This is a genomic window from Aquamicrobium sp. NLF2-7 (assembly GCF_022359935.1).
Taxonomy (GTDB): Bacteria; Pseudomonadota; Alphaproteobacteria; order Rhizobiales; family Rhizobiaceae; genus Mesorhizobium; species Mesorhizobium lusatiense.
In genome coordinates this window covers 816558-840640 of record NZ_JAKSED010000001.1, presented here as the reverse complement: position 1 = coordinate 840640, position 24083 = coordinate 816558, and the positions used below count along the sequence as shown (strand labels likewise).

Below are 24083 nucleotides of genomic sequence, written 5' to 3'. Positions count from 1 at the left end.
CCTTAACGATATGACGAAGCGCTCTGCGCCTTCATTCCGGCGCATCCGGAAGGCCAGAGAAATGCCTGTCCTATTTGGGCTGGTAGCGCTCCCAGCCCTTGGGGCCGAGATGCTCCTGCGGCTGATAGCGCATCTTATAGCCCATCTTGCGCGAGCCGTTGACCCAATAGCCAAGATAGACATGGGGCAGGCCCATGGCGCGGGCACGCTCGATGTGATCGAGAATCATGAAGGTGCCGAGCGAGCGATCTTCCATGTCGGGATTGAAATAGGAGTAGACCATGGACAGGCCGTCGGCCATGCGGTCGGTCAGGGCAGCTGCGATCAACTCGCCTTCGCCCTTGCCGGTGATGAAACTGTCCGGCCCCCGGCGGCGATACTCGATGATCTTGGTGTCGACGTGGGTATCTTCCACCATCATTGCGTAATCGAGCACGGTCATGTCTGACATGCCGCCGAGGCGATGGCGCGAATCAAGATAGGTGCGAAACAGCGAATATTGCTCGGTCGACGGCTGTGCGTCGTGCATGTGCCCCACAAGGTCGCTATTGTGCTGCAGCACGCGGCGCATGCTGCGGCCCGGAACGAATTCGTTTGCGAGTATGCGCACGGATACGCAGGCGCGGCAGGTTTCGCAGGCTGGCCGGTAGGCGATGTTCTGCGAGCGCCGGAAACCACCCTGCGTGAGCAGATCGTTCATCTCGTTGGCCTTGTTGCCGACGAGATGGGTGAAGACCTTGCGCTCGAACTGCCCATCGAGATAGGGGCAGGGTGAAGGTGCAGTCAGAAAGAACTGCGGTGATTGGGTCAGGTGCTGCGTCATCTGCAAGCCAACTCCATAATAATAATAGCTTGGCCCGTTCTTGGAAAAATTCAAGATGTTTGCGTGGGTCCGCTTTCTTCTTCTATGTCGAGTTGCACGATGCGCTGGTCCGCATTGAAGTAGGTGGCGGTGAAGTGACCAAGCGCAACCGCCCCGACACAGAGCACGACCGAGGCGACGATGTTCACTGCGGCACGGCCCATGGCGCCGCTTCTCATAAGATCCAGCGTCTGGAGGCTGAATGAGGAAAAGGTGGTGAAGCCGCCGCAAATGCCGACCATGACCAGAAGGCGGACATTCTCCGACACCGGGAATCGACCCTGCGCCAGCGTCAGGGTGCCGAACAACCCGATGATGAATGACCCGGCGATATTGATGATGATGGTGCCCCAGGGCAGCGAGCCGCTGATCGGCTGCGCGACGACGGAAACCAGATAGCGGGCGAGACTGCCGAAAGCGCCGCCGAATGCGACCGCGAGGCATGAGGTAAAGGACATCGGTTTCAATTCCTCTTTATCGAGCGGGCACAAAAAAACCCGCCATGCGGCGGGGCTTCTTCAGGACGCACCCCTGCCGCGGTATTCATCGCGACAGGAGCCATCAGCCGTTTCCGGCGGTTTCGGGGAGCTCCATCCCCATCTCATGCAGCGTAAGCCGGGCGAGCGGCTTGCGCAAGCCCGTCAGCGGTCGGTGCGCACCACGGCAGTGCCGAGCAGCAGATCGTGCAGGGTCCGCTTGCGATCCGAGAACAGGGTAATCAGCAACACCAGCGGCGTCAGGATCACGTTGCCGGCCCAGAACATGATGGAATGCACAATGGCGAACATGCCGTCCACCGGGCGCCCGTCGAGCCGTTCGAGGCGGATGTTCATCATCTTCATGCCGGTCGTGGCCTGATCCGCGCTGCCCAGCGTGAACCAGACATAGGTGAGGGCGACCACTGGCACCAGAAAGCCGAACAGCGCCCAGCCGAGGCCGAAAGTGATCAGGCCGAGCAGCAGCACGACAATGGCGAAGGGGATCGAAATCAGGCCAACGATCAGATAGTCGATCAGAAAAGCGAAGATACGGCGGGTACGCACGCCATCGTAAGCCCTGATGTCGTCAAGTCTGCCAGTGATGATCTCGCCATCGAGAACACGAGCGTTCATGCGGGTTCGAAGCCTTTCGGTTGCGGTTCCTTCAGGCTTCAGATGGTGAATTTCAGCGAAATTTCAAGATTCGCGCTTCAATCGCCCGTTTTCGCGGACCGAAGCGCTGCAAGCGCGATCGCCAGCCAGCCGGCAATGAGCAGCGTTCCGCCCGTGGGTGCCGCAAACGGAAACAGGCGGTTGCCGACAAAGTCGCGCATCAAAAGGTCGCCGCAGAACAGGACGAGGCCGACGATCAGGATGAGGCCGGCGGCATGCAGGATGCGGTTGGCGGTGAGCAGGCCGATGGCCAGCAGCACCGGCGCATGCATCAGGAGGAAGGATGCGGCCGTGCCTGTGAAAGTGCCGCCGCCATGCGAGGCCGAGGCTGAAAGCACGACGCCTGCGGTGCCGCACAGGCCGGCAATGAAGACGAGAATGCGATTGTTCATCAATGTGCTCCGGAGCGAATCGATCTCTGCAGGCGTCGATAGTGCGCAGCTATGAGCGCGGCCGGCACAAATCAATCCGCCAATTTGTCTCTTGCCGCGAACCAGTTCCATACGGCCCCGACGCCCAGAAGCACGGCCGTTCCCAGAAACACCGCGCGCATGCCGATATGGCCGCCGACGAAGCCGCCGAGAAGGGGCCCCGCGACCTGTCCGGCATATTGGGCGGAGATCGAGTAGCCCAGCACATTGCCGCCGACACCGTCCGGCACATTGTGGCGGATGACGCTGGTGATCGACGGCAGCAGCCCGCCGAGCGCCAGTCCCATCAGGAAGCGCAGCGCCACCAGTTGCCAGCCCGAGGTGACGAAAGCCTGCGGAACGAGGAGAAGGGCCGCGACCCCGAGCGCGCCGATGACCACGTTCCAGTGGCCGATGCGATCGGCCAGCCTGCCGAGCCAGGCAGCGGAGACGATGCTGCCGAGTGCTGCGGCCGACATGACCACTCCGGCCATCAGCGTCACATGCGCCTGATTTTCAACCAGTTGCGCGACATAGACGGTGATGATCGGCTCGATCGACATGTTGGCGAACATCAGAAGCATGCCGGTTGCCAGCATGGCTACGACCGGGCGCTTGTCGGGAATCGAAGCCCACGCGTTGCCGGACTTCTTTTGCCGGTCCTTTCCCGGCTTGTGTTCTTCTCTGATCAGCAGGGAGGTGACCAGAAAGGCAAGGAAAATCGCGCCGCCTGAAAGCAGAAATGTGGAGCGGATGCCGATCAGGGGCGGCAGCAGGCCGCCGATCAGCGGGCCGACCAGATTGCCGGCCATGATGCCGGCCGACAGCGTGCCGAGCGCCCAGCCCGAGCGCGCTTTTGGCGTCTGCATCGCCACGAGAATGGTTGAGCCCGAAGCGTAGCCGCCGGCCAGCCCCACCAGCAGACGCAACAGGACGAGTTGCTCCACGCTTTGTACCATCCCCATCAGGGACATGCACACGGCCATGCCGAGGCTGGCGCGCACCAGCATCAGCTTGCGGCCATAGCGATCGCCGAGACGCCCCCAGAGCGGCGCCACCAGCGCGGCGGAAAGAAAGGTGATGCCGTAGGCGATGCCAGACCATTGCACGATGCTGGCATGGCCCTGCGCGCCAAGCTGTTCGACATAGAGCGGCAGGAACGGCAGCAGCAGGGTCATCGCCACGATGGTGGCGAAAGAGCCGGCAAAGCATACTGCCAGATTACGTCGCCAGTGGCGGTCGTACCCTGTTTCCTGCGGCTGGTCGGATGGCTGTGTGGCTGTCGCGGATGAGGGGCCCTGGCCGCTCACCCTTTCAGCTTCTCGGCCACGGCCGGCGCGAAGTAGGTGAGGATGCCGTCAGCGCCGGCACGCTTGAAGGCCAGCAGCGATTCCATCATCGCGCGTTCGCCGTCGATCCAGCCATTGGCGGCTGCCGCCTGGATCATCGAATATTCGCCCGACACCTGATAGGCGAAGGTGGGCAGGGCGAAGGCATCTTTCAGCAGGCGCACGATGTCCAGATAGGGCAGGCCGGGCTTGACCATCACCATATCGGTGCCTTCCAGAATGTCCTGCTCGGTTTCGCGCAGCGCTTCGGCGGAATTCGCGGCATTGATATAATAGGTTTTCTTGTCGCCCTTCAGCAGGCCGGCGGTTCCGATGGCGTCCCGGTAGGGGCCGTAGAAGGCCGAATCGAACTTGGTCGCGTAGGACATGATCGCAACGTCCTGAAAGCCGTTGTCGTCCAGCGCGGAGCGGATGACGCCGATGCGCCCGTCCATCATGTCGGAAGGGGCGATGATGTCGGCGCCGGCGGCGGCCTGAAGCACGGCGCCGGCCGCAACCTGCTCGACCGTCTCGTCATTGACGATGATGCCGTCGCGCAGCACGCCATCGTGCCCGTGGCTGGTGAACGGATCGAGCGCGGCGTCGGTGATGATGCCGATTTCCGGCACCGCAGCCTTGATGGCGCGGGTGGCGCGATTGGTGAGATTGTCCGGGTCGAGGATCAGCGATCCGGTAACGTCGCGCAGCGACAGGTCGACATTCGGGAAGGTGGCGATTGCCGGGATGCCGAGCTTCGCCGCGCGTTCCACTTCACGGATGGCAACATCGATGGACATGCGGAAGACACCGGGCATCGCCGCGATCGGCTCGCGCACATTCTCGCCATCGACAAGAAAGATCGGCCAGATCAGATCGTCTACCGTAAGGTGGTTTTCCTGAACCAGTCGCCGTGACCACGCGGCCTTGCGCATGCGCCGCAGGCGCCGGGAGCCGGTCACTTCATCAACGGTGCGTGTACCTGCCGCTTTGGTGGGTGCAAACCTGTTCATGTCCAACTCCGCCGGAATGGCCGTCTCGCCGGTTCCGGTCCTCATTCTTGCGCACTCGTTCCGGCCCATGACAAGCCATATTCCGGACGCTTTCTAACATGGCTGACGCTCCGGACCAATGCGACATCATTGTTCCGGCTGGCTGAAGGAAGGAGACTGGCGTGTCTCCCGGCATTGACGTGCCTCCCTGCCGCCCTTAGCACTTTGATCAACAGGGACAGCGAGGGAATCTGTAACGATGGATTTTGGCGGCGGCGAGGAGATCCGTTTTGAGGTCATCGGCAAGGCCGGCGTGATCACGCTGACGCGCACCAAGGCACTCAATGCCCTGACCGGGCAGATGGTTCACGCGCTGGCCGCCGCGCTGAAGGCATGGGAAAAGGACGACGCGATCCGCTGTGTTCTCGTCAAGGCCGAGGGCAGGGCCTTCTGCGCCGGCGGCGACATCATGAATGTGTATCGGGCGGGCAAGGAAGGAAACGTGCTCGTCGGCTTCTTCGCTGACGAATACAGGATGAACGCGCAGCTTGCGCGTTTCCCCAAACCTTATGTCGCGTTGATAGACGGGATCGTCATGGGCGGAGGGGTCGGCATCTCCGTTCACGGCTCGCACCGGGTGATGACCGGCAATGCCATCGTGGCGATGCCGGAAGTGGGCATCGGCTTCTTTCCCGACGTCGGCGGCAGCCATGCTCTGTCGCGGCTTCCCGGCAGCTTCGGCATGTATATGGCGCTGACCGGCAACCGGGTGCGTCAGGGCGATGCATTGGCCGTCGGCCTTGCAACCCATGCGATCGACGCCGAAAGCCAGCAGGCGCTGACCGAGGCGCTCACGGCCTCAGGCGACGTGGATGAGGTTCTGCGGAAGTTCAACGTCGTTGCCGCGCCGGAGACCGATGCCGCGACATTCGATGCCATCGCGCGTCATTTCTCCAAAGACACGCTGGACGAGGTTTTCGAGAGCCTGAAAAAGGACGCCGAACGGGGCGATGACTTTGCCGCAGCGACTCTTTCGACGATGCTGTCGCGCTCCCCCACCAGCCTCAGGGTGACATGGCGTCAGATCCGCGAGGGGGCAGCCCTTTCCATGGACGAATGCATGCGCATGGAGTTTCGCGTGCTCAACCGCATGCTGGCCGGCAAGGATTTCTATGAAGGCATCCGGGCCGCGCTCATCGACAAGGGATCGACGCCGGTCTGGGATCCGGCTTCGCTGGACGAGGTCAGCGAGGCGGACGTCGAGGCCTATTTCGCGCCTCTGGGTGCGCAGGAACTCAATCTGTGAACGAGGCCCTGCAACGCCGTGCGTCGCTGGAACCGGGGGCGCCTGAAATCGCCTTCGCCGTATTTCTGCGTCTGGTGGCCTGCCTGTGTCTGGTCTTCGGCGTGCTCTACTGGATAAGGCTTATCGGCTATTATCCGGGAGATCTCTTTCGCTTCGACCTGATGCCGGTACACTGGCAGATCGCGGCATCGACACTCGCGGTTTTGTTTCCCTTTGCCGCCGCAGGCCTGTGGATGCTTGCTTCGTGGGGGCCAGTGATCTGGTTCCTGTGCGCGGCCGGCGAGATTTCCATGTATGCTGGCTTCCCGCAGTATTTCGGTTACCGCCCCACGGTGGTCGCGGTGCATGCCGCGGTTGCCGTCATCTATTGCGCGTTCCGGGTTTTCATCCACCTCAGCAAGCGCAAAGCCGTCGCTCCCTGATCGCAGCTTGCCTGCTCCCTGGATGGTCTGAGCCGTTAGCTCATTTTTTAGGTTAATTGTCCTCCCCCACGTGACCATTCGTTAAGCGTCTTCGACGTCTTGCGAAGGTAAGCTCTTGTTAGCCTTGGTGTTTAAGTCGAATTTTATGAGTATTCGATAGTGTCCCAATCAAGGTGAGAAAAACAAAAAATCACCAGGCGACAAACAAGAGGCAAAGACAATGAACAACCCGCGTTCGGCGGCGAAGCCCGCTAGTGTATCGAATGAGACCCATGAGCCGATCCGCTCACTTTACATGGAGTCGCTCCAGCTTGTTGAACGGTTGCATCGTCGTCTTCTTGATGTGATCAAGGACGAATTCGAGCGCAACGGGCGTTCCGACATCAATGCCATTCAGGCGCTGCTTCTTTTCAATATCGGCAACTCCGAGCTGACCGCCGGCGAACTTCGCTCGCGTGGCTACTATCTCGGCTCCAACGTTTCCTACAATGTGAAGAAGCTGGTCGATCTCGGCTTCATCAACCACCAGCGCTCCAAGCTGGACCGCCGTTCGGTGCGCATCAGCCTGACGGACAAGGGCATGGATGTGGCGGAAGTGGTGGCGCGCCTCTATGAGCGGCACATCGGCTCGATCGAGCAGGTCGGCGGGATCAATACCGACGAATTCAAGCAGATGAACCGTGCTCTGCAGCGTCTCGATCGTTTCTGGAACGACACCATCGCCTATCGCATGTGATCGCCGGCCCACAAACGGGCCGAACAAAGGGCCGGGCGATGCCGGAATGGCACATGTCCGGCCCTTGTCGTGCGTGGCGCAGGTCAAAGGCGGGCCACGGCCACGTTGCTGCCATATTCGGATGGGAGCGAGATTGGGACGATCAGGCGCAGGTTTGTTCGGTGCCGATCCGGTGACATGGTTGGCGAATTGTTAAGATGGGAACCTTAAAGTTCCCGCCTGCATTGCCTGAACACTTGCTGGAAGAATGTCTGGAACGCCCATGAAGACGAACCGTCGTTTGTTTTTGTCCGGAGCCACCGCACTCGCGGCCTCGATGATGGCCGGTGGCGCGCGGGCGCAGGATGCTGTCAACGATATCCTGCGCGCGGCAGGGCGGGGTGGGTGGAACGATACGTTCGACGCCCGCGCCAGCGGCAGTGCCAAAGTTCAGTCGACGCGACCGATCTTCAGCCAGCAGACCATTTCCTATACCGAACAGGCCATCGGCCAGTATCACAATCTGGTCGCGCAGGGCGGCTGGGAGCGGGTGCCCGACACCAAGAAGCTCAGGATCGGCGTCATCGATCCGGACGTGGTGCCGCTGCGCAAGCGCCTCATGGTATCCGGTGACCTGCCGCAGAATGCCGGCCTGTCGCAGTCTTTTGATTCTTACGTCGATGCAGCGGTCAAGCGTTTTCAGATGCGCCACGGTCTGCCCGCCGACGGCGTGCTCGGCAAATACAGCTATCTGGCCATGAATGTTTCGGCGCAGACGCGCCTTGGCCAGCTTGAGACAAATCTCGGCCGGCTGCGCGAAAAGGTCGGCACGCTTGGCGATCGCTATGTGCTGGTGAACATTCCCGCTGCACAGATCGAGGCCGTGGAGGGTGACCGTGTCGCCCTGCGTCACACCGCCATCGTCGGCAAGATCGACCGCCAGACGCCAATCGTGAATTCGAGGATCAACGAGATCATCGTCAATCCGTACTGGACGGCGCCTACCTCGATCGTGCGCAAGGACATCATTCCGCTGATGCGCAAGAATCCGAACTATCTGCGCGACAGCAAAATCCGCCTGTTTGCGCCTGATGGCAGCGAAGTCGATCCGATGACCGTCGACTGGTCCACCGATGAGGCGGCGCGTTACCGTTTCCGTCAGGAACCGGGCACAAACAACGCCATGGCTTCGGTGAAGATCAATTTCCCGAGCCCGGACGGCGTTTACATGCACGACACGCCGCAGCAGAGTCTTTTCGGCCAGATGATGCGCTTCGACTCGTCGGGTTGCGTGCGCGTCCAGAACGTGCGCGATCTGGTGACGTGGATATTGCGCGACACGCCCGGCTGGAGCCGCCAGAAATTCGAGGCGACGATCAAGACCGGCGAAAGCGTGCCGGTTGCGGTCACCAACCCGGTGCCGGTTCACTTCCTTTATGTTTCCGCCTGGTCGACCGGAGATGGTGTCGCCCAGTTCCGTGACGATATCTATGGCTGGGACGGTGTCGAGGAACTCAAGATTTCCTCGGCCTTCTGATCCGGAACCGGATTCTTCCTTTATCGGGCCGCCCTTCGGGGCGGCCTTTGTGTTTTCGGAGCTTCAATGTCTGGGCCATTGAGTGTTGGCGCTATAGGGCCAGCTAATTTCGTTGTTGAAATTGGCTCGGCAAGGCAACTGTGCTAAGGCGCCTGCGGGCTAACTCCACTTAGGGAACCTTCAGGTAATGGCGATACAGTCGGCTGCATCCAGCTCGTTGAAATCTTTCTTTGAAACCACGCTCGCGGATGCCGATCCCGAGATTTTTGGCGCTGTTCGCAATGAACTCGGTCGTCAGCGTCATGAGATCGAGCTGATCGCGTCTGAAAACATCGTTTCGCGCGCCGTGATGGAAGCTCAGGGCACAGTCCTGACCAACAAATATGCCGAAGGTTATCCGGGCAAGCGCTATTATGGCGGCTGCCAGTTCGTGGACGTCGTCGAAGAGCTTGCCATCGAGCGCGCCAAGAAGCTGTTCGACTGCAAGTTCGCCAACGTGCAGCCGAATTCCGGCAGCCAGATGAACCAGGCGGTCTTTCTGGCCCTGCTGCAGCCGGGCGACACCTTCATGGGTCTCGACCTGAATTCGGGCGGACACCTGACCCACGGTTCGCCGGTCAACATGAGCGGCAAGTGGTTCAACGTCGTTTCCTATGGCGTGCGTGAGGACGATCATCTGATCGACATGGACGAGGTCGAGCGCAAGGCGCACGAGACCAAGCCGAAGCTGATCCTCGCAGGCGGCACCGCCTATTCGCGCATCTGGGACTGGAAGCGTTTCCGCGAGATCGCCGATGCCGTCGGGGCTTATCTGATGGTCGACATGGCACACATTGCCGGTCTGGTTGCCGGTGGTGTACACCCGTCGCCGGTTCCGCATGCGCATGTGACGACGACGACCACGCACAAGTCGCTGCGCGGCCCGCGCGGCGGCATGATCCTCACCAATGACGAGGACATCGCCAAGAAGATCAATTCGGCCGTGTTCCCCGGCCTTCAGGGTGGTCCGCTGATGCACGTCATCGCCGGTAAGGCCGTTGCCTTTGCGGAGGCACTGCGGCCCGAGTTCAAGCTTTACGCGCAGAATGTCGCCGCCAATGCGAAGGCGCTGGCCTCCTCGTTGCAGGAAACCGGTCTCGATATCGTGTCCGGCGGCACCGACAACCACCTGATGCTGGTGGACCTGCGGCCCAAGAATGCCACGGGCAAGCGCGCCGAGGCTGCACTCGGCCGCGCCAACATCACCTGCAACAAGAACGGCATTCCCTTCGACCCGGAAAAGCCTTTCGTCACCTCCGGCGTGCGTCTCGGAACGCCTGCCGGCACCACGCGCGGCTTCGGCGAAGCCGAATTCCGTGAGGTCGGCAAGCTGATCGCCGAAGTTCTGGATGGCCTGAAGGCCGCCAACTCGGACGAAGGCAATGCCGCTGTTGAAGCGGCTGTGAAGCAGAAGGTCGTCAACATCACCGATCGCTTCCCGATGTATTCCTACCTCGGATAAGCATTGCTTCGTTCTTCATTGAAGGCGGCCGCCGCGACAGCATCGCGGCGGCCGTTTTTCTTCACACTCCGTGCAGCGTTTGGCGGGGATGCGATATTGCAATTTCCCCCTCGTGCTTCCTACCTTGGCATGAAATCTGCTGATCGCCGTGCATCGGTCCGGACGCGCAAAGGGCGATCTAAATTATTGATAGAGCATCGGAACAGCCGAAAACCAGTTTCCACTTTCCGGCCCTATGCTCTAGCCTTGTGGCCGGTACAGAATCGGGTGGGGTTTCATGCGTTGTCCTTATTGCCAGTCCGAAGATACGCAGGTGAAGGATTCACGGCCTGCGGAAGATGGCTCGGCCATCCGCCGTCGGCGGGTCTGCCCTGATTGCGGCGGCCGCTTCACCACCTTTGAGCGGGTTCAGCTGCGCGATCTCGTGGTCGTCAAGAAGACCGGCCGCAAAGTGCCGTTCGATCGCGACAAGCTGCTCCGTTCCGTCGAGATCGCAGTGCGCAAGCGCAATGTCGATCCCGAGCGCATCGACCGTGCGGTCACCGGCATCGTGCGGCAGCTCGAAAGCTCCGGTGAGACGGAAATCCCCTCTGCCGAGGTCGGCCGGCTGGTCATGGACGCACTGAAATCGCTCGACGATGTCGCCTATGTGCGCTTTGCTTCCGTCTATCGCAATTTTCGCGAGGCGAAGGATTTTCACGACGTTCTTGGCGAGCTCAAGGGCGACGAGGAGATGGACTGACCGATGGGCAGCACCGGCAATCCTGAGCAGGACGAACTCGACCGCCGCTTTATGGCCGCGGCACTGCGCCTGTCGCGCCGCAACAGCGGGCGCACCTCGACGAACCCGTCGGTCGGCACGATCATCGTTCGCGATGACGGGTCAGGGCCGATGATCGTGGGCACCGGCGTGACGGCGATCGGCGGACGGCCGCATGCCGAGACGGAGGCGCTGGCCGAAGCCGGTGAGCTTGCGCGGGGCGCCACTGCCTATGTGACGCTGGAACCATGCGCGCATCATGGCCGCACGCCGCCATGCGCCGAGGCGCTGGTCAGGGCTGGTATCGCGCGCGTTGTGGGGGCGGCTAGCGATCCCGATCCGCGCGTGTCCGGCAAGGGCTATGCCATATTGCGCGAGGCCGGCGTGGAGGTGACGGAGCGCGTGCTGGCCGCCGCGGCATCGGATCAGCTCTCAGGCTATCTGATGAGATCGTTGAAGCGGCGCCCCGAGGTGATTCTCAAGATGGCGCTTTCCAGCGATGGCAAGATCGGCGCAAAAGGGCAGGGGCAGGTGGCGATCACCGGCGAGGTGGCGCGCCGTGAGGTTCACCTGATGCGCACGGAGGCGGACGCCATTCTGATTGGCATTGGCACCGCGCTTGAAGACGATCCAGAACTGACGGTTCGCCTGCCGGGGCTTGAGAACCGCTCGCCGTCGCGCATCATTCTGGACAGCGAGATCAGGCTGCCTCCGACCGCGCGGCTGATCTCCGGCGTCGACCGCGTGCCGCTTTACATTGCCTCCAGCCTTGAAGCCGATCCGCTGCGCAGGGCTGCCCTTGAGCGGCAGGGCGTGCGCTTCATCGGCACCGAGGTTCACGACGGCAGGATCGCCCTGCCGGAACTGCTTGAGGATCTGGCGGCGCTTGGCATGTCGAGCGTGATCGTCGAAGGTGGAGCGGCGATTGCCCGGTCGTTTCTCGACGAGGGCCTCGTCGACCGCATCGTTTTGTTCCGGGGTGCGGTGGAGGTGGGACCTGAGGGTATCCCCGCGCCGGTTGATCCCGACCGGATACCGGAAGGTTTTCGCAAATTGCGCGAAATGCAGTTCGATCAGGACGGTTTCGCAGAATGGGTAAGGATCGTCTGATGTTCACGGGTATCGTCACCGATGTCGGCAATGTTGCGGTCGCAGAACCGCTGGATGAGGGCGTGCGGCTTCGCATCGAAACGGCCTATGATCCTGAAACCATTGCCATTGGCGCGTCGATCGCCTGTGCGGGCGTATGCCTCACTGTCACCAGATTGCCGGAGGCGGGCTCCAATGCGCGCTGGTTCGAGGTCGAGGCCTGGGAGGAGGCACTGCGCCTGACCACCGCTTCGCAGTGGAAAAGCGGAACGCGGCTCAATCTGGAGCGGGCGCTGAAGATCGGCGACGAGCTGGGCGGTCACATCGTCTCGGGGCATGTCGATGGCATGGCCGAGATCGTGGAACGGCGCGACGAGGGCGAGGCGGTGCGCTTCACGCTTGAAGCACCGGTGGAATTCGCGCGCTTCATCGCGCCTAAGGGATCGGTTGGCCTGGATGGCACTTCGCTCACCGTGAACAAGGTGGATGGAAGGCGATTCGACGTTCTTCTCATCCATCACTCGCTTCAGGTGACGACATGGGGTGAGCGTCAGGTGGGGGATCGCGTCAATCTGGAAATCGACACGATGGCGCGCTATGCCGCACGTCTTTCGGAGGCTGCCGCACAAGGATACACGGGGGATACTGACGCGGCACCACGCTGACCTAACCATTGTCCGGCGCGTGAGGCTTGCGGTCGCCCGCGCTTAGGCCTAATTGACCGGCACTGCCGGAGACGAATTGGACAATGACCCAGAACCAGAAGAAGAAACTGCTCATCATCGAGGCCCGTTTTTACGAGGACCTCGCCGACGCTCTGCTTGAGGGCGCCAAGGCCGCGCTCGATGAAGCCGGCGCGGATTATGATGTCGTCACTGTTCCCGGTGCGCTGGAAATTCCGGCGGTAATCTCCTTCGCGCTCGATGCAGAAGCCGAAGATGGCGAGAGCTATGACGGCTTTGTCGCGCTCGGCACCGTCATTCGCGGCGAGACCTATCATTTCGACATCGTCGCTAACGAATCCGCCCGTGCGCTGATGGAGCTTTCGGTGGATGAATCGATCTGCATCGGCAATGGCATTCTCACGACAGAGAACGAAGAGCAGGCGTGGGCACGTGCCCGCCGCAGCGAAGGCGACAAGGGTGGCTTTGCCGCGCGCGCCGCGCTGACCATGATTGCGGTTCAGGACAGGCTTGGAGCCGTACGCTCGTGACCGAACCTGCAAACACCAATCCTCCTCCGCGGCAGGCCAACAAGCGTGGTGCGGCGCGCCTTGCCGCCGTGCAGGCGCTTTACCAGATGGATGTTGCCGGCAGCGGATTGCTGGAAATCACGGCGGAATACGAATCCTTCCGGCTCGGCAAGGAAGTGGACGGCGCGCTCTACCGCGAAGCGGATGCGCAATGGTTCCGTGCCATTCTTGCCGGCGTCGTGGAGAAACAGAAGTCGCTTGATCCGATCATCCGGCAGGCTCTGACGGAAGACTGGCCGCTGTCGCGCCTCGATTCGACGCTGCGCGCCATTTTGCGTGCCGGCACCTACGAGCTGATGATGCGCGCCGATGTGCCGGTGGCCGTGATCGTCTCGGAATATGTCGACATCGCCAAGGCATTCTATGAAGAAGACGAGCCGAAGCTCGTGAATGCAGTGCTTGACCGGATTTCGCGTCGTGTTCGCGGCGAGGGCCGGGGTAAGGGCCAGGAGGGATTATGAGCGCATCAGGGCAGGCTGCTTCCGGCGCGCCGGCATCCACGGTTGAGCGGGAGGCGCGCAGGACGGCGCTGATCCTTGCAACCGCTCAGGCAATCGTCGGATCGGCCGCGCCGATCTGCTTTGCCCTTGGTGCCCTTGCCGGTCATTTCCTGCTCGGTGTCGACAAATCTCTGGCCACGGCGCCTCTGACCGGCTTCAACGTCGGCGTTGCCGTGGGCGCGCTGCCTGCGGCTGCAATCGTGCGCCGCATGGGTCAGCGCGACGGTTTTCTCACCGGAACTGGCCTGACGGCGCTTGGCGGTATCATCGCCACCATCGCACTTTACCAGTCGAGTTTCTGGCTGTTTGCCTTTGGCCTTCTGGTGGTGGGGTTCGGCGGTGCTTTCGTGCAGCAGTTCCGCTTCGCGGCTGCCGACAATGCGCCTCCGGCTTTCAAGGCGCGCGCCATTTCGTTCGTGCTGGCGGGTGGCGTGTTCACCGCCATGCTGGGACCGCAGGTCGTCATCTTCACCAAGGATCTTCTGGCCCCGGTGATGTTTGCCGGCGCTTTCGCCTCGCTGGTCGTGCTGGCCGGTATTGGCGCCATCGTGCTTGCGCAATTGCGCCCGCGCCCGATGGTGGAAAAGGTGGTGGAGGTTACGTCCACGGGCCGTCCGCTGATCGAGATCGTCACCCGTCCGCGTTTCATCACCGCACTGGTCTGCGCTGTCGGCTCCTACGCTCTGATGACCTTCGTGATGACCGGCGCGCCGCTCGCCATGGTCGGCTGCGGCTTCACCTCGGACGAGGCGACGCTGGGCATTTCCTGGCACGTCATGGCGATGTTCGCGCCGAGCTTCTTCACGGGCCGCCTCATCAGCCGTTTCGGCGCGCCCACGATCGTCGCCATCGGCTTCGTGCTGCTGATCGCCTGCGGGCTGGTGGCGCTGTCGGGCATCCAGCTGTGGCAGTTCTGGACGGCGCTCATCCTGCTCGGCCTCGGCTGGAACTTCGGCTTCATCGGCTCCACGGCGATCGTTGCCGAATGCTATACGCCGGAAGAAAAGGGCAAGGTGCAGGGTTTCCACGACTTCGTGCTGTTCTCCAGCGTCGCCTTCGGTTCTCTGATGTCGGGCGCGGTCTACAATGCCTGGGGCTGGGACATGCTGGCGTGGATCCTGTTCCCGTTCTCCGGCCTTTGCCTTGCCATGCTGGCGCTTCAGGGCATGCTCGATCGCCGGCAGCGCGCTGCCTGAATTCAGCGGAGAGCTTGCCGGGGCGGATGATCGAGCGTTATTTCGAGCCTCGTACCGCTGGCTGAGACGATCCACCGCCTGCGGATGATCGCGAAATCGTGGGTTTCGCCATGGCTCACAAGCGAAACGACATCGCCTGTCTGGCTGGCTTCGGACAGGCTCATGCCTTCCAGATCAGGCAGGACGCCTGCGCGCACGGCGTAATGGCGAGCCGATTCCGTGAGTGTGACCCCGGCTGTTTGCTCCCTTGCATGCTGTGGTGGACTCAGCGTTTGATGGCGCTTCGCTAAGTCATCAGAAGGAAATTTTGCCATGACCTCGCGCCTTTCCAAGATTGTGATGTGCCTGTGCCTGTCGGCTTTTGCTTTCCTCGTGGCCTTCGGAAACATCACCGACTATGGATCGAACTACGCTTTTGTACAGCATGTGTTGTCGATGGATACGACCTTTCCCGGCAACAAGCTGATGTACCGTGCCATCACCAATCCCTCGCTCTGGACGGCCGGCTACTGGCTGATCATCGTCGGCGAGGCGCTGACCTGCGTGCTGTTCCTGATCGCCGCATGGCAGCTTTGGCAGGCGCGCAACGCCAGCGGCGAAACCTTCAACGAAGCCAAGAAATTCGTCATCATCGGCACGACCATGGGGTTTCTGGTCTGGTATCTAGGCTTCATGGTCGTTGGTGGCGAATGGTTCGCCATGTGGCAGTCCAGCACATGGAACGGGCAGGAAGCTGCCTTCAAATTCTACATGACCATGCTTGCGGTGCTGATCTACGTGGTCCAGCCGGACCGGGATCTGAAGAAGGGCTGATGATTCGCTCTTTTGCAGCGCGGAATGCGACTTTCAGGCGAAATCCGGGCAAAAATGTAACAATATCTTGACGTTGCGCACAGGTTTCGCCTAAGCCGCTACAATAGGTCGCACTGCACAATAATACGCGGCCTTGTTGCAACGGCCCGGGGAGAGGGTTCTTGCGGGCCACAATGTGAGGAACATCCGGCAATGACCATGCTTTATGTCGTCATCGCCTGCGGCCTGCTTTCTGTCCTGTACGCCATCTGGGCGACCAAATCGGTGCTTGCCGCCGATCAGGGCAACGCACGCATGCAGGAAATCTCCGCAGCCATCCGTGAAGGCGCACAGGCATATCTGGCGCGCCAGTACACCACCATCGCCATCGTCGGCGTCGTCGTCTTCGTGCTTGCGTGGTGGCTGTTGTCCGCGACCGCCGCATTCGGTTTCCTGATCGGCGCGGTGCTCTCGGGCGTTGCGGGGTTCATCGGCATGCATGTGTCCGTCCGGGCCAATGTGCGAACCGCACAGGCTGCCTCCAACAGCCTCGCTGCCGGCCTCGATATTGCTTTCAAGTCTGGCGCGATCACCGGACTGCTCGTGGCCGGCCTCGCTCTGCTCGGCGTCTCCGTCTACTACTGGGTGCTGACCGGCCCGCTCGGCCATGCGCCGGCGAGCCGTGAAGTGGTCGATGCGCTGGTGTCACTCGGTTTCGGCGCTTCGCTGATCTCCATCTTCGCCCGTCTTGGCGGCGGCATCTTCACCAAGGGTGCGGATGTCGGCGGCGATCTGGTGGGGAAGGTGGAAGCCGGCATCCCGGAGGATGATCCGCGCAACCCCGCCACCATCGCCGACAATGTGGGCGACAACGTCGGCGACTGTGCCGGCATGGCCGCCGACCTGTTCGAGACCTATGCGGTCACGGTGGTCGCCACCATGGTGCTGGCTGCGATCTTCTTCGCCAATGCGCCGAACCTTGGCGACATGATGCTCTATCCGCTCGCCATCTGCGGGGCATGCATCATCACCTCGATTGCCGGCACCTTCTTCGTCAAGCTCGGCTCCAACGGCTCGATCATGGGTGCGCTCTACAAGGGCCTGATCGTCACCGGCGTCCTGTCGGTCGCGGGGCTTGCCATCGCCAACCAGTTCACCATCGGCTGGGGCGAGGTGGGCGCTGCCAACGGCATGACCATCACCGGCGGCAGCCTGTTCGCGTGCGGCCTGATCGGCCTCGTGGTGACGGCGCTGATCGTCGTCATTACCGAGTATTACACCGGCACCAACAAGCGCCCGGTGAACTCCATCGCCCAGGCATCGGTGACCGGCCACGGCACCAACGTCATTCAGGGTCTTGCGGTTTCGCTGGAATCGACGGCGCTTCCGGCAATCGTCATCGTCGGCGGCATCATCGCCACCTTCCAGCTTGCCGGCCTGTTCGGCACGGCGATCGCGGTCACCACAATGCTCGGTCTCGCCGGCATGATCGTGGCGCTCGACGCATTCGGCCCGGTGACCGACAATGCCGGCGGCATTGCCGAAATGTCGGGTCTGCCCAAGGAAGTGCGCCAGTCGACCGACGCGCTCGATGCGGTCGGCAACACCACCAAGGCCGTGACCAAGGGCTACGCCATCGGTTCGGCCGGCCTCGGTGCGCTGGTGCTGTTCGCAGCCTACTCGAACGACCTGCAATATTTCGCTGCCAACTCCGACAAATATCCGTATTTCGCGGATCTTGGCGCGGTGTCGTTCGACCTCTCCAACCCTTATGTGGTGGCTGGCCTGATCTTCGGCGGTCTCATTCCTTACCTGTTCGGCGGTATCGCCATGACGGCCGTCGGCCGCGCGGCGGGCTCGATCGTGGAAGAGGTGCGCAGGCAGTTCCGCGAGGATCCGGGCATCATGCAGGGGACCTCCAAGCCGAATTATGCTCGGGCGGTCGATATCCTGACCAAGGCGGCGATCAAGGAGATGATCATTCCTTCGCTGCTGCCGGTGCTGGCGCCGCTCGTCGTCTATTTCGGCGTGCTGCTGATCTCCGGTTCCAAGGCCTCCGCGTTCGCGGCGCTTGGTGCCTCCTTGCTTGGCGTCATCGTCAATGGTCTGTTCGTGGCCATTTCGATGACCTCGGGCGGCGGCGCCTGGGACAACGCCAAGAAATCCTTCGAGGACGGTTTCACCGACAAGGACGGCGTGAAGCACCTGAAGGGTTCCGAAGCGCACAAGGCCTCCGTGACCGGCGACACGGTCGGCGATCCCTACAAGGATACGGCCGGTCCGGCGGTCAATCCCGCCATCAAGATCACCAACATCGTGGCCTTGCTGCTGCTGGCCGTGCTGGCGCACGGCTGATTCGGCTTTTTTGGAAAAGAAAACCCGCGAGGAGCGATCCTCGCGGGTTTTCTTTTTGGGGAAAACGCTTCTTGCGAACCGTATCAGTTGCCGCCGATGATGTTGCCGACCTGACCGGGGCTCATCTTTCCGGCGCCGCTGATGACCTGTGCAAGGAAGTTCTGGTCCTTGCCTGCCGTCGGCGTGGTGCGGCTGATGAAGTCGAACACCTTGCCGTCCTTCAGGCCGTAATTGGCGATGTTGGTGACGCGGCCATCATTGCCGAAATAGACGGCGAGCACGCTCTGCTCGACGACCTTCGGATTGGCGAAGGCGACGGAGCGTTTGCGGGTCTGGGAAATGTAATAGAAAACTTCGTTGTCGAAGGTGGCCGTGGTCGAGGGCGTACCGAGCGCCAGCAGCACCTGCTCGCGGCTGGAGCCAACCGGCACCATATCCAGCGATTGCTGGTCGACGACATAGCCCTGATGCAGCGTCTCGCCTGGGTTGAGATCGCCTATCATCTTGGAGCTGTTGCATGCCGAAAGGGCGGCCGCGACAACCAGCAACGAGGCAAACCCGGCGGGGCGCGACGAAAATGTCGACTTGAATCTCTTCGCGTGCAACGACAACTCCATCCAATCAGCCTTGCAAGCCCGCTTGCACGGGGCCGCAAAAGCGGTAAACCAGCTTAGCCGCCGATGCAACAAGGCCGCCCAAACAATCAAAGGTCCCGGGAGACCACCTTTTTCATGTTCAAGCGTCTGTTCGGCCGCGAACGCCATTCAAATCGCATAATTGCTGATGCGCTCTACGAGGAAATCGTGGCAGCCGCGCGGCAGCCTCACTTCTATTCGCAGTGGAATGTGCCGGACACCCCGCTTGGCCGATTCGAGATGCTGTCGCTGCACATGTTCCTGTTCCAGCATCGCCTGCATGCCGAAAGCGCTGAAGCCCGCAATATCGCCCAGGTGCTGATCGACGAGTTCTTTCTCGATGTCGACCATTCGCTGCGCGAGCTTGGCATCAGCGACGTTGGTGTGCCGAAGCGCATGAAACGTCTGGCAAAGATGTATTATGGGCGCACCGCCGCCTATGCCGACGCCATCGAAAGACAGGACGATGCGGCTCTGGAAGCAGCCCTGTGCAGGAATATTCGCCCCGACTCGGAGGAATGGGCCGAATCGCCACAACTCGCCGCCTATGTGAAAGCGGCTGTCGAAAGCCTGGCCTCCCAGTCCGTTGAGGCGATCTGCGCGGGCAAGGTCCACTATCCTCAGGTAGACGATCAGGGGAAATGAAATGAACGAAGCCGACGAAAAAAGCCCTGTTTCCTTTGAAGTCCATGTCGCCCGTCTGCCGCAGACGGGATTGCCGGTGACTGTTGAAGCCAGCGAAGATCAGCGCAAGGCCCTTGCCGAGGTGCATGAGCTTGTTTCGGTCGAAGCCTACCGGGCGGAACTGCTGGTGACGGCGTGGAAACGCAACGGCGTGAAGATCGCGGGCAGGGTGGTTGCCGATATTACGCAGAATTGCGTGGTAACGCTGGAGCCTATCAAAACCCATATAGATGAAGCGGTTGAGGGGCTGTTCCTGTCGCAGGGCTCGAAACTTGCACGCTTCGAGCAGCAAGGCGAAATGGTTCTCGATGCCGACGGACCGGACAGCCCCGAGCTTTTCAGCGGCGACGTAATCGATGCCGGTGCGCTCGCCGAAGAATTCTTCGGACTGGCGATCGATCCCTATCCGCGCAAGCCGGGAGCGGTGCTCGACACCTCCGGAATGGAGGCTCGGGAGGAAACCGAATTCCAGAAAAAACTGCGTGGTCTTCTCGGAAAAGGCTGAAACGCGGCCCATATCGCAAAAGTCAGTTGTGTGGCCGAGCAAAAACGCTATTTTCGCCGGAAATTTCGGGCGGCCGAAAAACCAGAAGTGAGACAGTGACGGCGTGATCAGAATTTCGATCGATGCAATGGGCGGCGACCATGGCGCTGGCGTGGTTATTCCCGCTCTTGCGACTGTTGCGTCACGGCGTCCGGACATAAGGTTCGTTATCTTTGGCCGCGAAGATGCGGTGCGCCCTGAACTGGCGAAATTCCCGGGCCTCGCGGACGTCAGCGAGTTCGTGCACTGCGACGTGGCCATCCAGATGGATGATAAGCCGAGCCAGGCACTTCGCCACGGACGCGGCACATCCTCGATGTGGAATGCCATTGATGCCGTGAAGAACGGTCAGGCGGATGCCTGCATTTCAGCCGGCAACACCGGCGCACTGATGGCCATGGCCAAGTTCTGCCTGCGCACCATGGCCAATGTGGACCGGCCGGCCATTGCAGCCATCTGGCCGAATGTGCGTTCCGAGAGCGTGGTGCTGGATGTCGGCGCAACGATCGGTGGTGACGCCCAGCAGCTTGTTGATTTCGCCATATTGGGCACAGGGATGGCCCGCGTCCTGTTCGGCGTGGAACGCCCGACGGTCGGGCTTCTCAATGTTGGTGTCGAAGAGGTGAAGGGGCAGGAAGAGGTCAAGGAAGCGGGGCGGATGCTTCGTGAAGCCGACCTTGCCTCGCTCGACTATCGCGGTTTCGTCGAGGGCGACGACATCGGAAAAGGCACGGTCGACGTTGTGGTCACCGAAGGGTTTTCCGGCAACATAGCGCTGAAGACTGCCGAGGGCACGGCCCGGCAGATCGCAGGATACCTCAAGGCGGCTATGAACCGCACTCTGATGGCCCGTATCGGCTATATGTTTGCCCGCGGTGCGTTCAATCAGCTGCGTGAGAAAATGGATGTCAGCCGCTCGAATGGCGGCGTCTTCCTCGGCCTTAACGGCATCGTCGTGAAAAGCCATGGCGGGGCGGATTCCGGCGGGTTTGCAGCCGCCGTCGAGCTTGGATATGACATGGTCAGAAACAAATTGCTGGAGCGCGTTCAGGCAGATATCGATCTGTTTCATTCGCGAAACCCGCAAGGCCAGACCAGCGAAGAGCCCGTCGTCGGGACCGGCGAAGAAGGATAAGTAGACCTTGATCAGATCAATCGTCCGCGGCGCCGGTTCGGCCTTGCCCCGCCGCATCATGAAGAACTCCGAGTTCGAGGGAATGCTGGAGACCTCGGACGAATGGATTGCGCAACGCACCGGTATTCGCCAGCGCCATATCGCAGCCGCTGACGAGACAACGGCTTCTTTGGGGGCGGCTGCCGCACGCGCTGCGCTCGACAATGCCGGTCTGACGCCTGATGATATCGATCTGATTGTTCTGGCCACATCGACGCCCAACAACACCTTTCCGGCAACTGCCGTCGAAATCCAGAACCTGCTCAGGATGCATCACGGCTTTGCATTCGACATGCAGGCGGTCTGCTCGGGATTCGTCTATGCCGTCACCACGGCGGATGCCTATATTCGCGGGGGGCTTTCCAGACGCGCGCTGGTCATCGGCGCTGAGACTTTTTCGCGGCTGCTGGACTGGGAGGATCGCACGACATGTGTCCTCTTCGGTGACGGCGCCGGTGCAATCGTGCTGGAAGCAGGCGAGGGCGAGGGGACCATCGCCGATCGCGGCGTGCTGGCCGCTGCCCTGCGTTCGGACGGGCAGCACAAGGGAAAGCTTTATGTCGACGGCGGTGTTTCGACCACCGGCACTATCGGTCACCTGAGAATGGAAGGCCGCGAGGTTTTCAAACACGCCGTTGGCATGATCACCGACGTTATCGAAGCGACATTCTCGCAGGCGGGCATAACCGCAGATGATATAGACTGGTTCGTGCCGCATCAGGCCAACAAGCGCATCATCGATGCCTCCGCCAAAAAACTCGGTATTGCCGAGGAAAAAGTGGTGATCACGGTCGACCTCCACGGCAACACCTCGGCCGCTTCGGTGCCGCTGGCGCTTTCGGCGGCCGTCGCCGACGGACGCATCAAGCCTGGTGACCTCGTGCTGCTGGAGGCGATGGGTGGCGGTTTCACCTGGGGCGCGGTTCTGCTGCGGTGGTAAAGCTTTGCCCGGCGGCGCCTGAACGGACTTGACCTTTATGGATCAATTACTTAGGCTCCGCCCTCGTTTCTTGTGGTTATTATTTTAACGGATTGGACGGACGCATGGGGGGAAAGACACTTACGCGCGCCGATCTCGCTGAGGCTGTTTACCGCAAGGTGGGACTGTCGAGGACGGAATCGGCCGATCTGGTCGAGGAGGTTCTCAACGAGATCTGCGAAGCGATCGTGCGTGGTGAAACGGTCAAGCTGTCCTCATTCGCCACTTTTCAGGTTCGTTCGAAGAATGAGCGCATCGGCCGAAACCCCAAGACCGGCGAGGAAGTGCCGATTCTGCCGCGCCGTGTGATGACCTTCAAAGCCTCCAACGTGCTGAAGAACCGCATTCTGCGTTCGCATCAGAACCGCAGCAAGGGCGGGAAATAGCCTTCTGTTCAGGCATGGGTTTGTGGCCGTGCCTGTCACAGGGCTTGAATGTTGATCCATAAACGGTTGAAATAAACGTCACTTCAGGTGCGTTTCTGATTATCGATTCGGAACGTTATCTGACAGGCAGGATCTGGCCTTGCCGGCGCTCCTGTCTTTGACGCGTTTCGTGAGGATCGGCCATGGAAAAGAGCCCCGACGCCTTTCGCACCATCAGCGAAGTCGCGGAAGATCTTGATCTTCCGCAGCATGTGCTGCGTTTCTGGGAAACCCGGTTTACGCAGATCAAGCCCATGAAGCGTGGCGGTGGCCGCCGCTATTATCGGCCGCAGGATGTCGAGCTCATCAAAGGCATCCGTCATATGCTTTATGATCAGGGCTACACGATCAAGGGTGTTCAGAAGCTGCTGCGCGAGAATGGCAACCAGTTTCTGGTTGCTATCGGCAATGGCGACCTGGCGGCGGTTGAAGCCATCGCTCAGCGCAAGCACGCCGACGTCGTGGAGCTTACCCCTGCAGCACAGCCTCGACCGTTGGATGAAGAGCAGATGGTTGGCCAGCCAAAAGCAAAGCCCAGCCGCCGCTTTTTCGGACTGGGCAAATCCGACGAGGAGGGGCCGGTTCAGCCGGACGGTGGCAGGCTCTCGCGTGATAACCGCGCTCTTCTTCAGGAGGCGCTGTTCGACCTTCTGGAATGCAAGCGCCTGCTCGATCAGGTTCGCTGAGGCACTTCCTCCGCAAGATCACTAAGGATCTGCGCAGGGCGCCTGATCTCCCACCGAGCCGCCGTCGATTTACGGCTCGGCACTGATGGGAATTGTTGGAGCGGCACGGATAGCAACGTGGCGTTCAAACGGGCACGGGCGATATGCCTTGATCGCTTTTCAGGAGCCCGGATTTCTTCGGTTGCGAACCGGAACAGAGCCATTTCACCGTTCACCCACGGCTGGAACCAAATTGGCGATCAGGCGTTTTGCTTCTTTACGGTTTTCAGAAAGAAGGAAACAGCATGGCGCCTTTCTCGTCTCTATCCGATGTCGATCTCGAAAAGCAGGTCGCCCAGCTCTCGAAAGAGCTGAGGTCGATGAAGAAGCAGCTTTCCAGGCGTGGCAACCATTATTATGAGGAAGGCCGTGAGGCTCTTTCGGATTATCGGGATACGCTCTCTGATTATTACGATGAGTTTTCCAGCCGTGTCGGCGATCATCTTCCTGATCTTCGTAAAAAGGCGCGTGCGATTGAAAGCACCGCCCGCGAACACCCCGCTGCCGCCGTGGCCGTCGGTCTGGTGGTGATCGGTCTTGCCGCATCGTTTCTGTTCGGCCGGCGATAAACTCGGGAAGCTGTAAATGCAGGATGCCGGCCGTTTCTAGCGGCCGGTATTCTTTTATCTCATGTTGAGAAAAAATGGTCGGAGTGGCGGGATTCGAACCCACGACCCCTTGACCCCCAGTCAAGTGCGCTACCGGGCTGCGCTACACTCCGAACCGAGGGAAGCCTTATATTCTGGGCACTT

At 61.0% G+C, this 24083-nt stretch carries 28 protein-coding genes, 1 tRNA gene and 1 riboswitch; of the genes, 20 read left to right on the top strand and 9 right to left on the bottom strand.

Annotation, left to right across the window (positions count from 1 at the left end):
• Positions 1-70 precede the first annotated feature (70 nt).
• The 6 genes from MIC97_RS04175 to hemB form a co-directional block, all read right to left on the bottom strand.
• The gene (locus tag MIC97_RS04175; protein ID WP_239798970.1) at positions 71-823 is read right to left on the bottom strand and encodes an arginyltransferase; all 753 of its coding nucleotides are present in this window, start codon (positions 821-823) and stop codon (positions 71-73) included.
• Positions 824-873: 50 nt separating this feature from the next.
• Complete coding sequence (gene crcB, locus MIC97_RS04170; protein ID WP_183830751.1) at positions 874-1320, bottom strand: fluoride efflux transporter CrcB; 447 nt, start codon at positions 1318-1320, stop codon at positions 874-876.
• Between the two features lie 87 nt (positions 1321-1407).
• Positions 1408-1469: riboswitch (Fluoride riboswitch) on the bottom strand.
• Positions 1470-1503: 34 nt separating this feature from the next.
• Positions 1504-1974, bottom strand: a complete 471-nt coding sequence (locus MIC97_RS04165; protein ID WP_239798969.1) for an RDD family protein — start codon at positions 1972-1974, stop codon at positions 1504-1506.
• Positions 1975-2051: 77 nt separating this feature from the next.
• Positions 2052-2405, bottom strand: coding sequence for a DUF423 domain-containing protein (locus MIC97_RS04160; RefSeq protein WP_239798968.1), 354 nt, complete (start codon positions 2403-2405; stop codon positions 2052-2054).
• Between the two features lie 71 nt (positions 2406-2476).
• Positions 2477-3643 carry an MFS transporter gene (locus tag MIC97_RS04155; RefSeq protein WP_239801024.1) on the bottom strand — a complete coding sequence of 389 codons (1167 nt, stop codon included), beginning with the start codon at positions 3641-3643 and terminating at the stop codon, positions 2477-2479.
• Between the two features lie 86 nt (positions 3644-3729).
• Positions 3730-4761, bottom strand: coding sequence for a porphobilinogen synthase (gene hemB / locus MIC97_RS04150; RefSeq protein ID WP_183830743.1), 1032 nt, complete (start codon positions 4759-4761; stop codon positions 3730-3732).
• A gap of 238 nt (positions 4762-4999) precedes the next feature.
• On the opposite strand from hemB, the gene MIC97_RS04145 reads away from it, so the two are divergent.
• The 11 genes from MIC97_RS04145 to MIC97_RS04095 all read left to right on the top strand — a co-directional run bounded on the left by MIC97_RS04145 (position 5000) and on the right by MIC97_RS04095 (position 15018).
• Positions 5000-6046, top strand: a complete 1047-nt coding sequence (locus MIC97_RS04145; protein WP_239798967.1) for an enoyl-CoA hydratase/isomerase family protein — start codon at positions 5000-5002, stop codon at positions 6044-6046.
• Entirely contained in the window at positions 6043-6468 is a 426-nt protein-coding gene (locus tag MIC97_RS04140) for a DUF6163 family protein (RefSeq protein WP_239798966.1), read from the top strand. Before MIC97_RS04145 ends, MIC97_RS04140 begins: the two co-directional genes overlap by 4 nt.
• A 220-nt stretch (positions 6469-6688) precedes the next feature.
• Positions 6689-7204 (top strand): MarR family transcriptional regulator, encoded by a 516-nt coding sequence (locus MIC97_RS04135; protein ID WP_239798965.1) that lies wholly within the window; start codon positions 6689-6691, stop codon positions 7202-7204.
• Between the two features lie 262 nt (positions 7205-7466).
• Positions 7467-8720, top strand: coding sequence for a L,D-transpeptidase family protein (locus tag MIC97_RS04130; RefSeq protein WP_183830735.1), 1254 nt, complete (start codon positions 7467-7469; stop codon positions 8718-8720).
• Between the two features lie 187 nt (positions 8721-8907).
• On the top strand, positions 8908-10221 hold the full coding sequence (gene glyA / locus MIC97_RS04125) for a serine hydroxymethyltransferase (protein WP_183830733.1): 1314 nt from the start codon (positions 8908-8910) through the stop codon (positions 10219-10221).
• A 277-nt stretch (positions 10222-10498) separates the two neighbouring features.
• On the top strand, positions 10499-10963 hold the full coding sequence (gene nrdR / locus MIC97_RS04120; RefSeq protein WP_183830731.1) for a transcriptional regulator NrdR: 465 nt from the start codon (positions 10499-10501) through the stop codon (positions 10961-10963).
• Positions 10964-10966: 3 nt separating this feature from the next.
• Positions 10967-12091 carry a bifunctional diaminohydroxyphosphoribosylaminopyrimidine deaminase/5-amino-6-(5-phosphoribosylamino)uracil reductase RibD gene (ribD, locus tag MIC97_RS04115; RefSeq protein ID WP_239798964.1) on the top strand — a complete coding sequence of 375 codons (1125 nt, stop codon included), beginning with the start codon at positions 10967-10969 and terminating at the stop codon, positions 12089-12091.
• The gene (locus MIC97_RS04110; protein ID WP_239801023.1) at positions 12091-12735 is read left to right on the top strand and encodes a riboflavin synthase; all 645 of its coding nucleotides are present in this window, start codon (positions 12091-12093) and stop codon (positions 12733-12735) included. The genes ribD and MIC97_RS04110 overlap by 1 nt, the downstream gene beginning before the upstream one ends.
• 83 nt (positions 12736-12818) lie before the next feature.
• On the top strand, positions 12819-13283 hold the full coding sequence (gene ribH, locus MIC97_RS04105; RefSeq protein ID WP_239798963.1) for a 6,7-dimethyl-8-ribityllumazine synthase: 465 nt from the start codon (positions 12819-12821) through the stop codon (positions 13281-13283).
• Positions 13280-13783, top strand: coding sequence for a transcription antitermination factor NusB (gene nusB, locus MIC97_RS04100; protein WP_239798962.1), 504 nt, complete (start codon positions 13280-13282; stop codon positions 13781-13783). The genes ribH and nusB overlap by 4 nt, the downstream gene beginning before the upstream one ends.
• Positions 13780-15018 (top strand): MFS transporter, encoded by a 1239-nt coding sequence (locus tag MIC97_RS04095; RefSeq protein ID WP_239798961.1) that lies wholly within the window; start codon positions 13780-13782, stop codon positions 15016-15018. Before nusB ends, MIC97_RS04095 begins: the two co-directional genes overlap by 4 nt.
• 2 nt (positions 15019-15020) lie before the next feature.
• Here MIC97_RS04095 and MIC97_RS04090 read toward each other — a convergent pair whose 3' ends face one another.
• The gene (locus MIC97_RS04090; RefSeq protein WP_239798960.1) at positions 15021-15332 is read right to left on the bottom strand and encodes a hypothetical protein; all 312 of its coding nucleotides are present in this window, start codon (positions 15330-15332) and stop codon (positions 15021-15023) included.
• On the opposite strand from MIC97_RS04090, the gene MIC97_RS04085 reads away from it, so the two are divergent.
• Both MIC97_RS04085 and MIC97_RS04080 read left to right on the top strand, forming a co-directional pair.
• Positions 15331-15831 (top strand): DUF2165 domain-containing protein, encoded by a 501-nt coding sequence (locus MIC97_RS04085; RefSeq protein ID WP_239798959.1) that lies wholly within the window; start codon positions 15331-15333, stop codon positions 15829-15831. The two genes, MIC97_RS04090 and MIC97_RS04085, sit on opposite strands and share 2 nt — an antisense overlap.
• A 192-nt stretch (positions 15832-16023) precedes the next feature.
• A complete protein-coding gene (locus MIC97_RS04080) occupies positions 16024-18165 on the top strand; it encodes a sodium-translocating pyrophosphatase (RefSeq protein ID WP_239798958.1) in 2142 nt (713 codons plus the stop codon).
• Positions 18166-18248: 83 nt separating this feature from the next.
• On the opposite strand, the gene MIC97_RS04075 is transcribed toward MIC97_RS04080, so the two are convergent.
• Positions 18249-18770 (bottom strand): outer membrane protein assembly factor BamE, encoded by a 522-nt coding sequence (locus tag MIC97_RS04075; RefSeq protein ID WP_239798957.1) that lies wholly within the window; start codon positions 18768-18770, stop codon positions 18249-18251.
• A gap of 126 nt (positions 18771-18896) precedes the next feature.
• Between MIC97_RS04075 and MIC97_RS04070 the strand changes: the two genes are divergently transcribed.
• From MIC97_RS04070 to MIC97_RS04040, 7 genes are all read left to right on the top strand, one after another.
• Positions 18897-19445, top strand: a complete 549-nt coding sequence (locus MIC97_RS04070) for a ubiquinol-cytochrome C chaperone family protein (protein WP_239798956.1) — start codon at positions 18897-18899, stop codon at positions 19443-19445.
• A gap of 1 nt (position 19446) precedes the next feature.
• Positions 19447-19989: a YceD family protein gene (locus MIC97_RS04065; protein ID WP_239798955.1), complete on the top strand. Its 543-nt coding sequence runs from the start codon at positions 19447-19449 to the stop codon at positions 19987-19989.
• Positions 19990-20092: 103 nt separating this feature from the next.
• Positions 20093-21163 (top strand): phosphate acyltransferase PlsX, encoded by a 1071-nt coding sequence (gene plsX / locus MIC97_RS04060; RefSeq protein ID WP_239798954.1) that lies wholly within the window; start codon positions 20093-20095, stop codon positions 21161-21163.
• Positions 21164-21170: 7 nt separating this feature from the next.
• Positions 21171-22142 (top strand): beta-ketoacyl-ACP synthase III, encoded by a 972-nt coding sequence (locus MIC97_RS04055; protein WP_239798953.1) that lies wholly within the window; start codon positions 21171-21173, stop codon positions 22140-22142.
• A gap of 104 nt (positions 22143-22246) precedes the next feature.
• Positions 22247-22567, top strand: a complete 321-nt coding sequence (locus tag MIC97_RS04050; RefSeq protein WP_183830709.1) for an integration host factor subunit alpha — start codon at positions 22247-22249, stop codon at positions 22565-22567.
• Between the two features lie 182 nt (positions 22568-22749).
• Entirely contained in the window at positions 22750-23292 is a 543-nt protein-coding gene (locus MIC97_RS04045; protein WP_239798952.1) for a MerR family transcriptional regulator, read from the top strand.
• Positions 23293-23576: 284 nt separating this feature from the next.
• Positions 23577-23900: a hypothetical protein gene (locus tag MIC97_RS04040; protein WP_239798951.1), complete on the top strand. Its 324-nt coding sequence runs from the start codon at positions 23577-23579 to the stop codon at positions 23898-23900.
• A gap of 75 nt (positions 23901-23975) precedes the next feature.
• Here the strand turns inward: MIC97_RS04040 and MIC97_RS04035 are convergent.
• Positions 23976-24052, bottom strand: a tRNA-Pro gene (locus tag MIC97_RS04035).
• Between the last annotated feature and the right edge of the window lie 31 nt (positions 24053-24083).

Excerpts from the sequence above, each read along its gene's own strand:
- MIC97_RS04175 (WP_239798970.1), bottom strand. The coding sequence starts at position 823 with ATGACGCAGCACCTGACCCAATCACCGCAGTTCTTTCTGACTGCACCT.
- crcB (WP_183830751.1), bottom strand. The coding sequence starts at position 1,320 with ATGTCCTTTACCTCATGCCTCGCGGTCGCATTCGGCGGCGCTTTCGGC.
- MIC97_RS04165 (WP_239798969.1), bottom strand. The coding sequence starts at position 1,974 with ATGAACGCTCGTGTTCTCGATGGCGAGATCATCACTGGCAGACTTGAC.
- MIC97_RS04160 (WP_239798968.1), bottom strand. The coding sequence starts at position 2,405 with ATGAACAATCGCATTCTCGTCTTCATTGCCGGCCTGTGCGGCACCGCA.
- hemB (WP_183830743.1), bottom strand. The coding sequence starts at position 4,761 with ATGAACAGGTTTGCACCCACCAAAGCGGCAGGTACACGCACCGTTGAT.
- MIC97_RS04145 (WP_239798967.1), top strand. The coding sequence starts at position 5,000 with ATGGATTTTGGCGGCGGCGAGGAGATCCGTTTTGAGGTCATCGGCAAG.
- MIC97_RS04135 (WP_239798965.1), top strand. The coding sequence starts at position 6,689 with ATGAACAACCCGCGTTCGGCGGCGAAGCCCGCTAGTGTATCGAATGAG.
- MIC97_RS04130 (WP_183830735.1), top strand. The coding sequence starts at position 7,467 with ATGAAGACGAACCGTCGTTTGTTTTTGTCCGGAGCCACCGCACTCGCG.
- glyA (WP_183830733.1), top strand. The coding sequence starts at position 8,908 with ATGGCGATACAGTCGGCTGCATCCAGCTCGTTGAAATCTTTCTTTGAA.
- nrdR (WP_183830731.1), top strand. The coding sequence starts at position 10,499 with ATGCGTTGTCCTTATTGCCAGTCCGAAGATACGCAGGTGAAGGATTCA.
- ribD (WP_239798964.1), top strand. The coding sequence starts at position 10,967 with ATGGGCAGCACCGGCAATCCTGAGCAGGACGAACTCGACCGCCGCTTT.
- MIC97_RS04110 (WP_239801023.1), top strand. The coding sequence starts at position 12,091 with ATGTTCACGGGTATCGTCACCGATGTCGGCAATGTTGCGGTCGCAGAA.
- ribH (WP_239798963.1), top strand. The coding sequence starts at position 12,819 with ATGACCCAGAACCAGAAGAAGAAACTGCTCATCATCGAGGCCCGTTTT.
- MIC97_RS04095 (WP_239798961.1), top strand. The coding sequence starts at position 13,780 with ATGAGCGCATCAGGGCAGGCTGCTTCCGGCGCGCCGGCATCCACGGTT.
- MIC97_RS04085 (WP_239798959.1), top strand. The coding sequence starts at position 15,331 with ATGACCTCGCGCCTTTCCAAGATTGTGATGTGCCTGTGCCTGTCGGCT.
- MIC97_RS04090 (WP_239798960.1), bottom strand. The coding sequence starts at position 15,332 with ATGGCAAAATTTCCTTCTGATGACTTAGCGAAGCGCCATCAAACGCTG.
- MIC97_RS04080 (WP_239798958.1), top strand. The coding sequence starts at position 16,024 with ATGACCATGCTTTATGTCGTCATCGCCTGCGGCCTGCTTTCTGTCCTG.
- MIC97_RS04070 (WP_239798956.1), top strand. The coding sequence starts at position 18,897 with ATGTTCAAGCGTCTGTTCGGCCGCGAACGCCATTCAAATCGCATAATT.
- MIC97_RS04065 (WP_239798955.1), top strand. The coding sequence starts at position 19,447 with ATGAACGAAGCCGACGAAAAAAGCCCTGTTTCCTTTGAAGTCCATGTC.
- MIC97_RS04050 (WP_183830709.1), top strand. The coding sequence starts at position 22,247 with ATGGGGGGAAAGACACTTACGCGCGCCGATCTCGCTGAGGCTGTTTAC.
- MIC97_RS04045 (WP_239798952.1), top strand. The coding sequence starts at position 22,750 with ATGGAAAAGAGCCCCGACGCCTTTCGCACCATCAGCGAAGTCGCGGAA.
- MIC97_RS04040 (WP_239798951.1), top strand. The coding sequence starts at position 23,577 with ATGGCGCCTTTCTCGTCTCTATCCGATGTCGATCTCGAAAAGCAGGTC.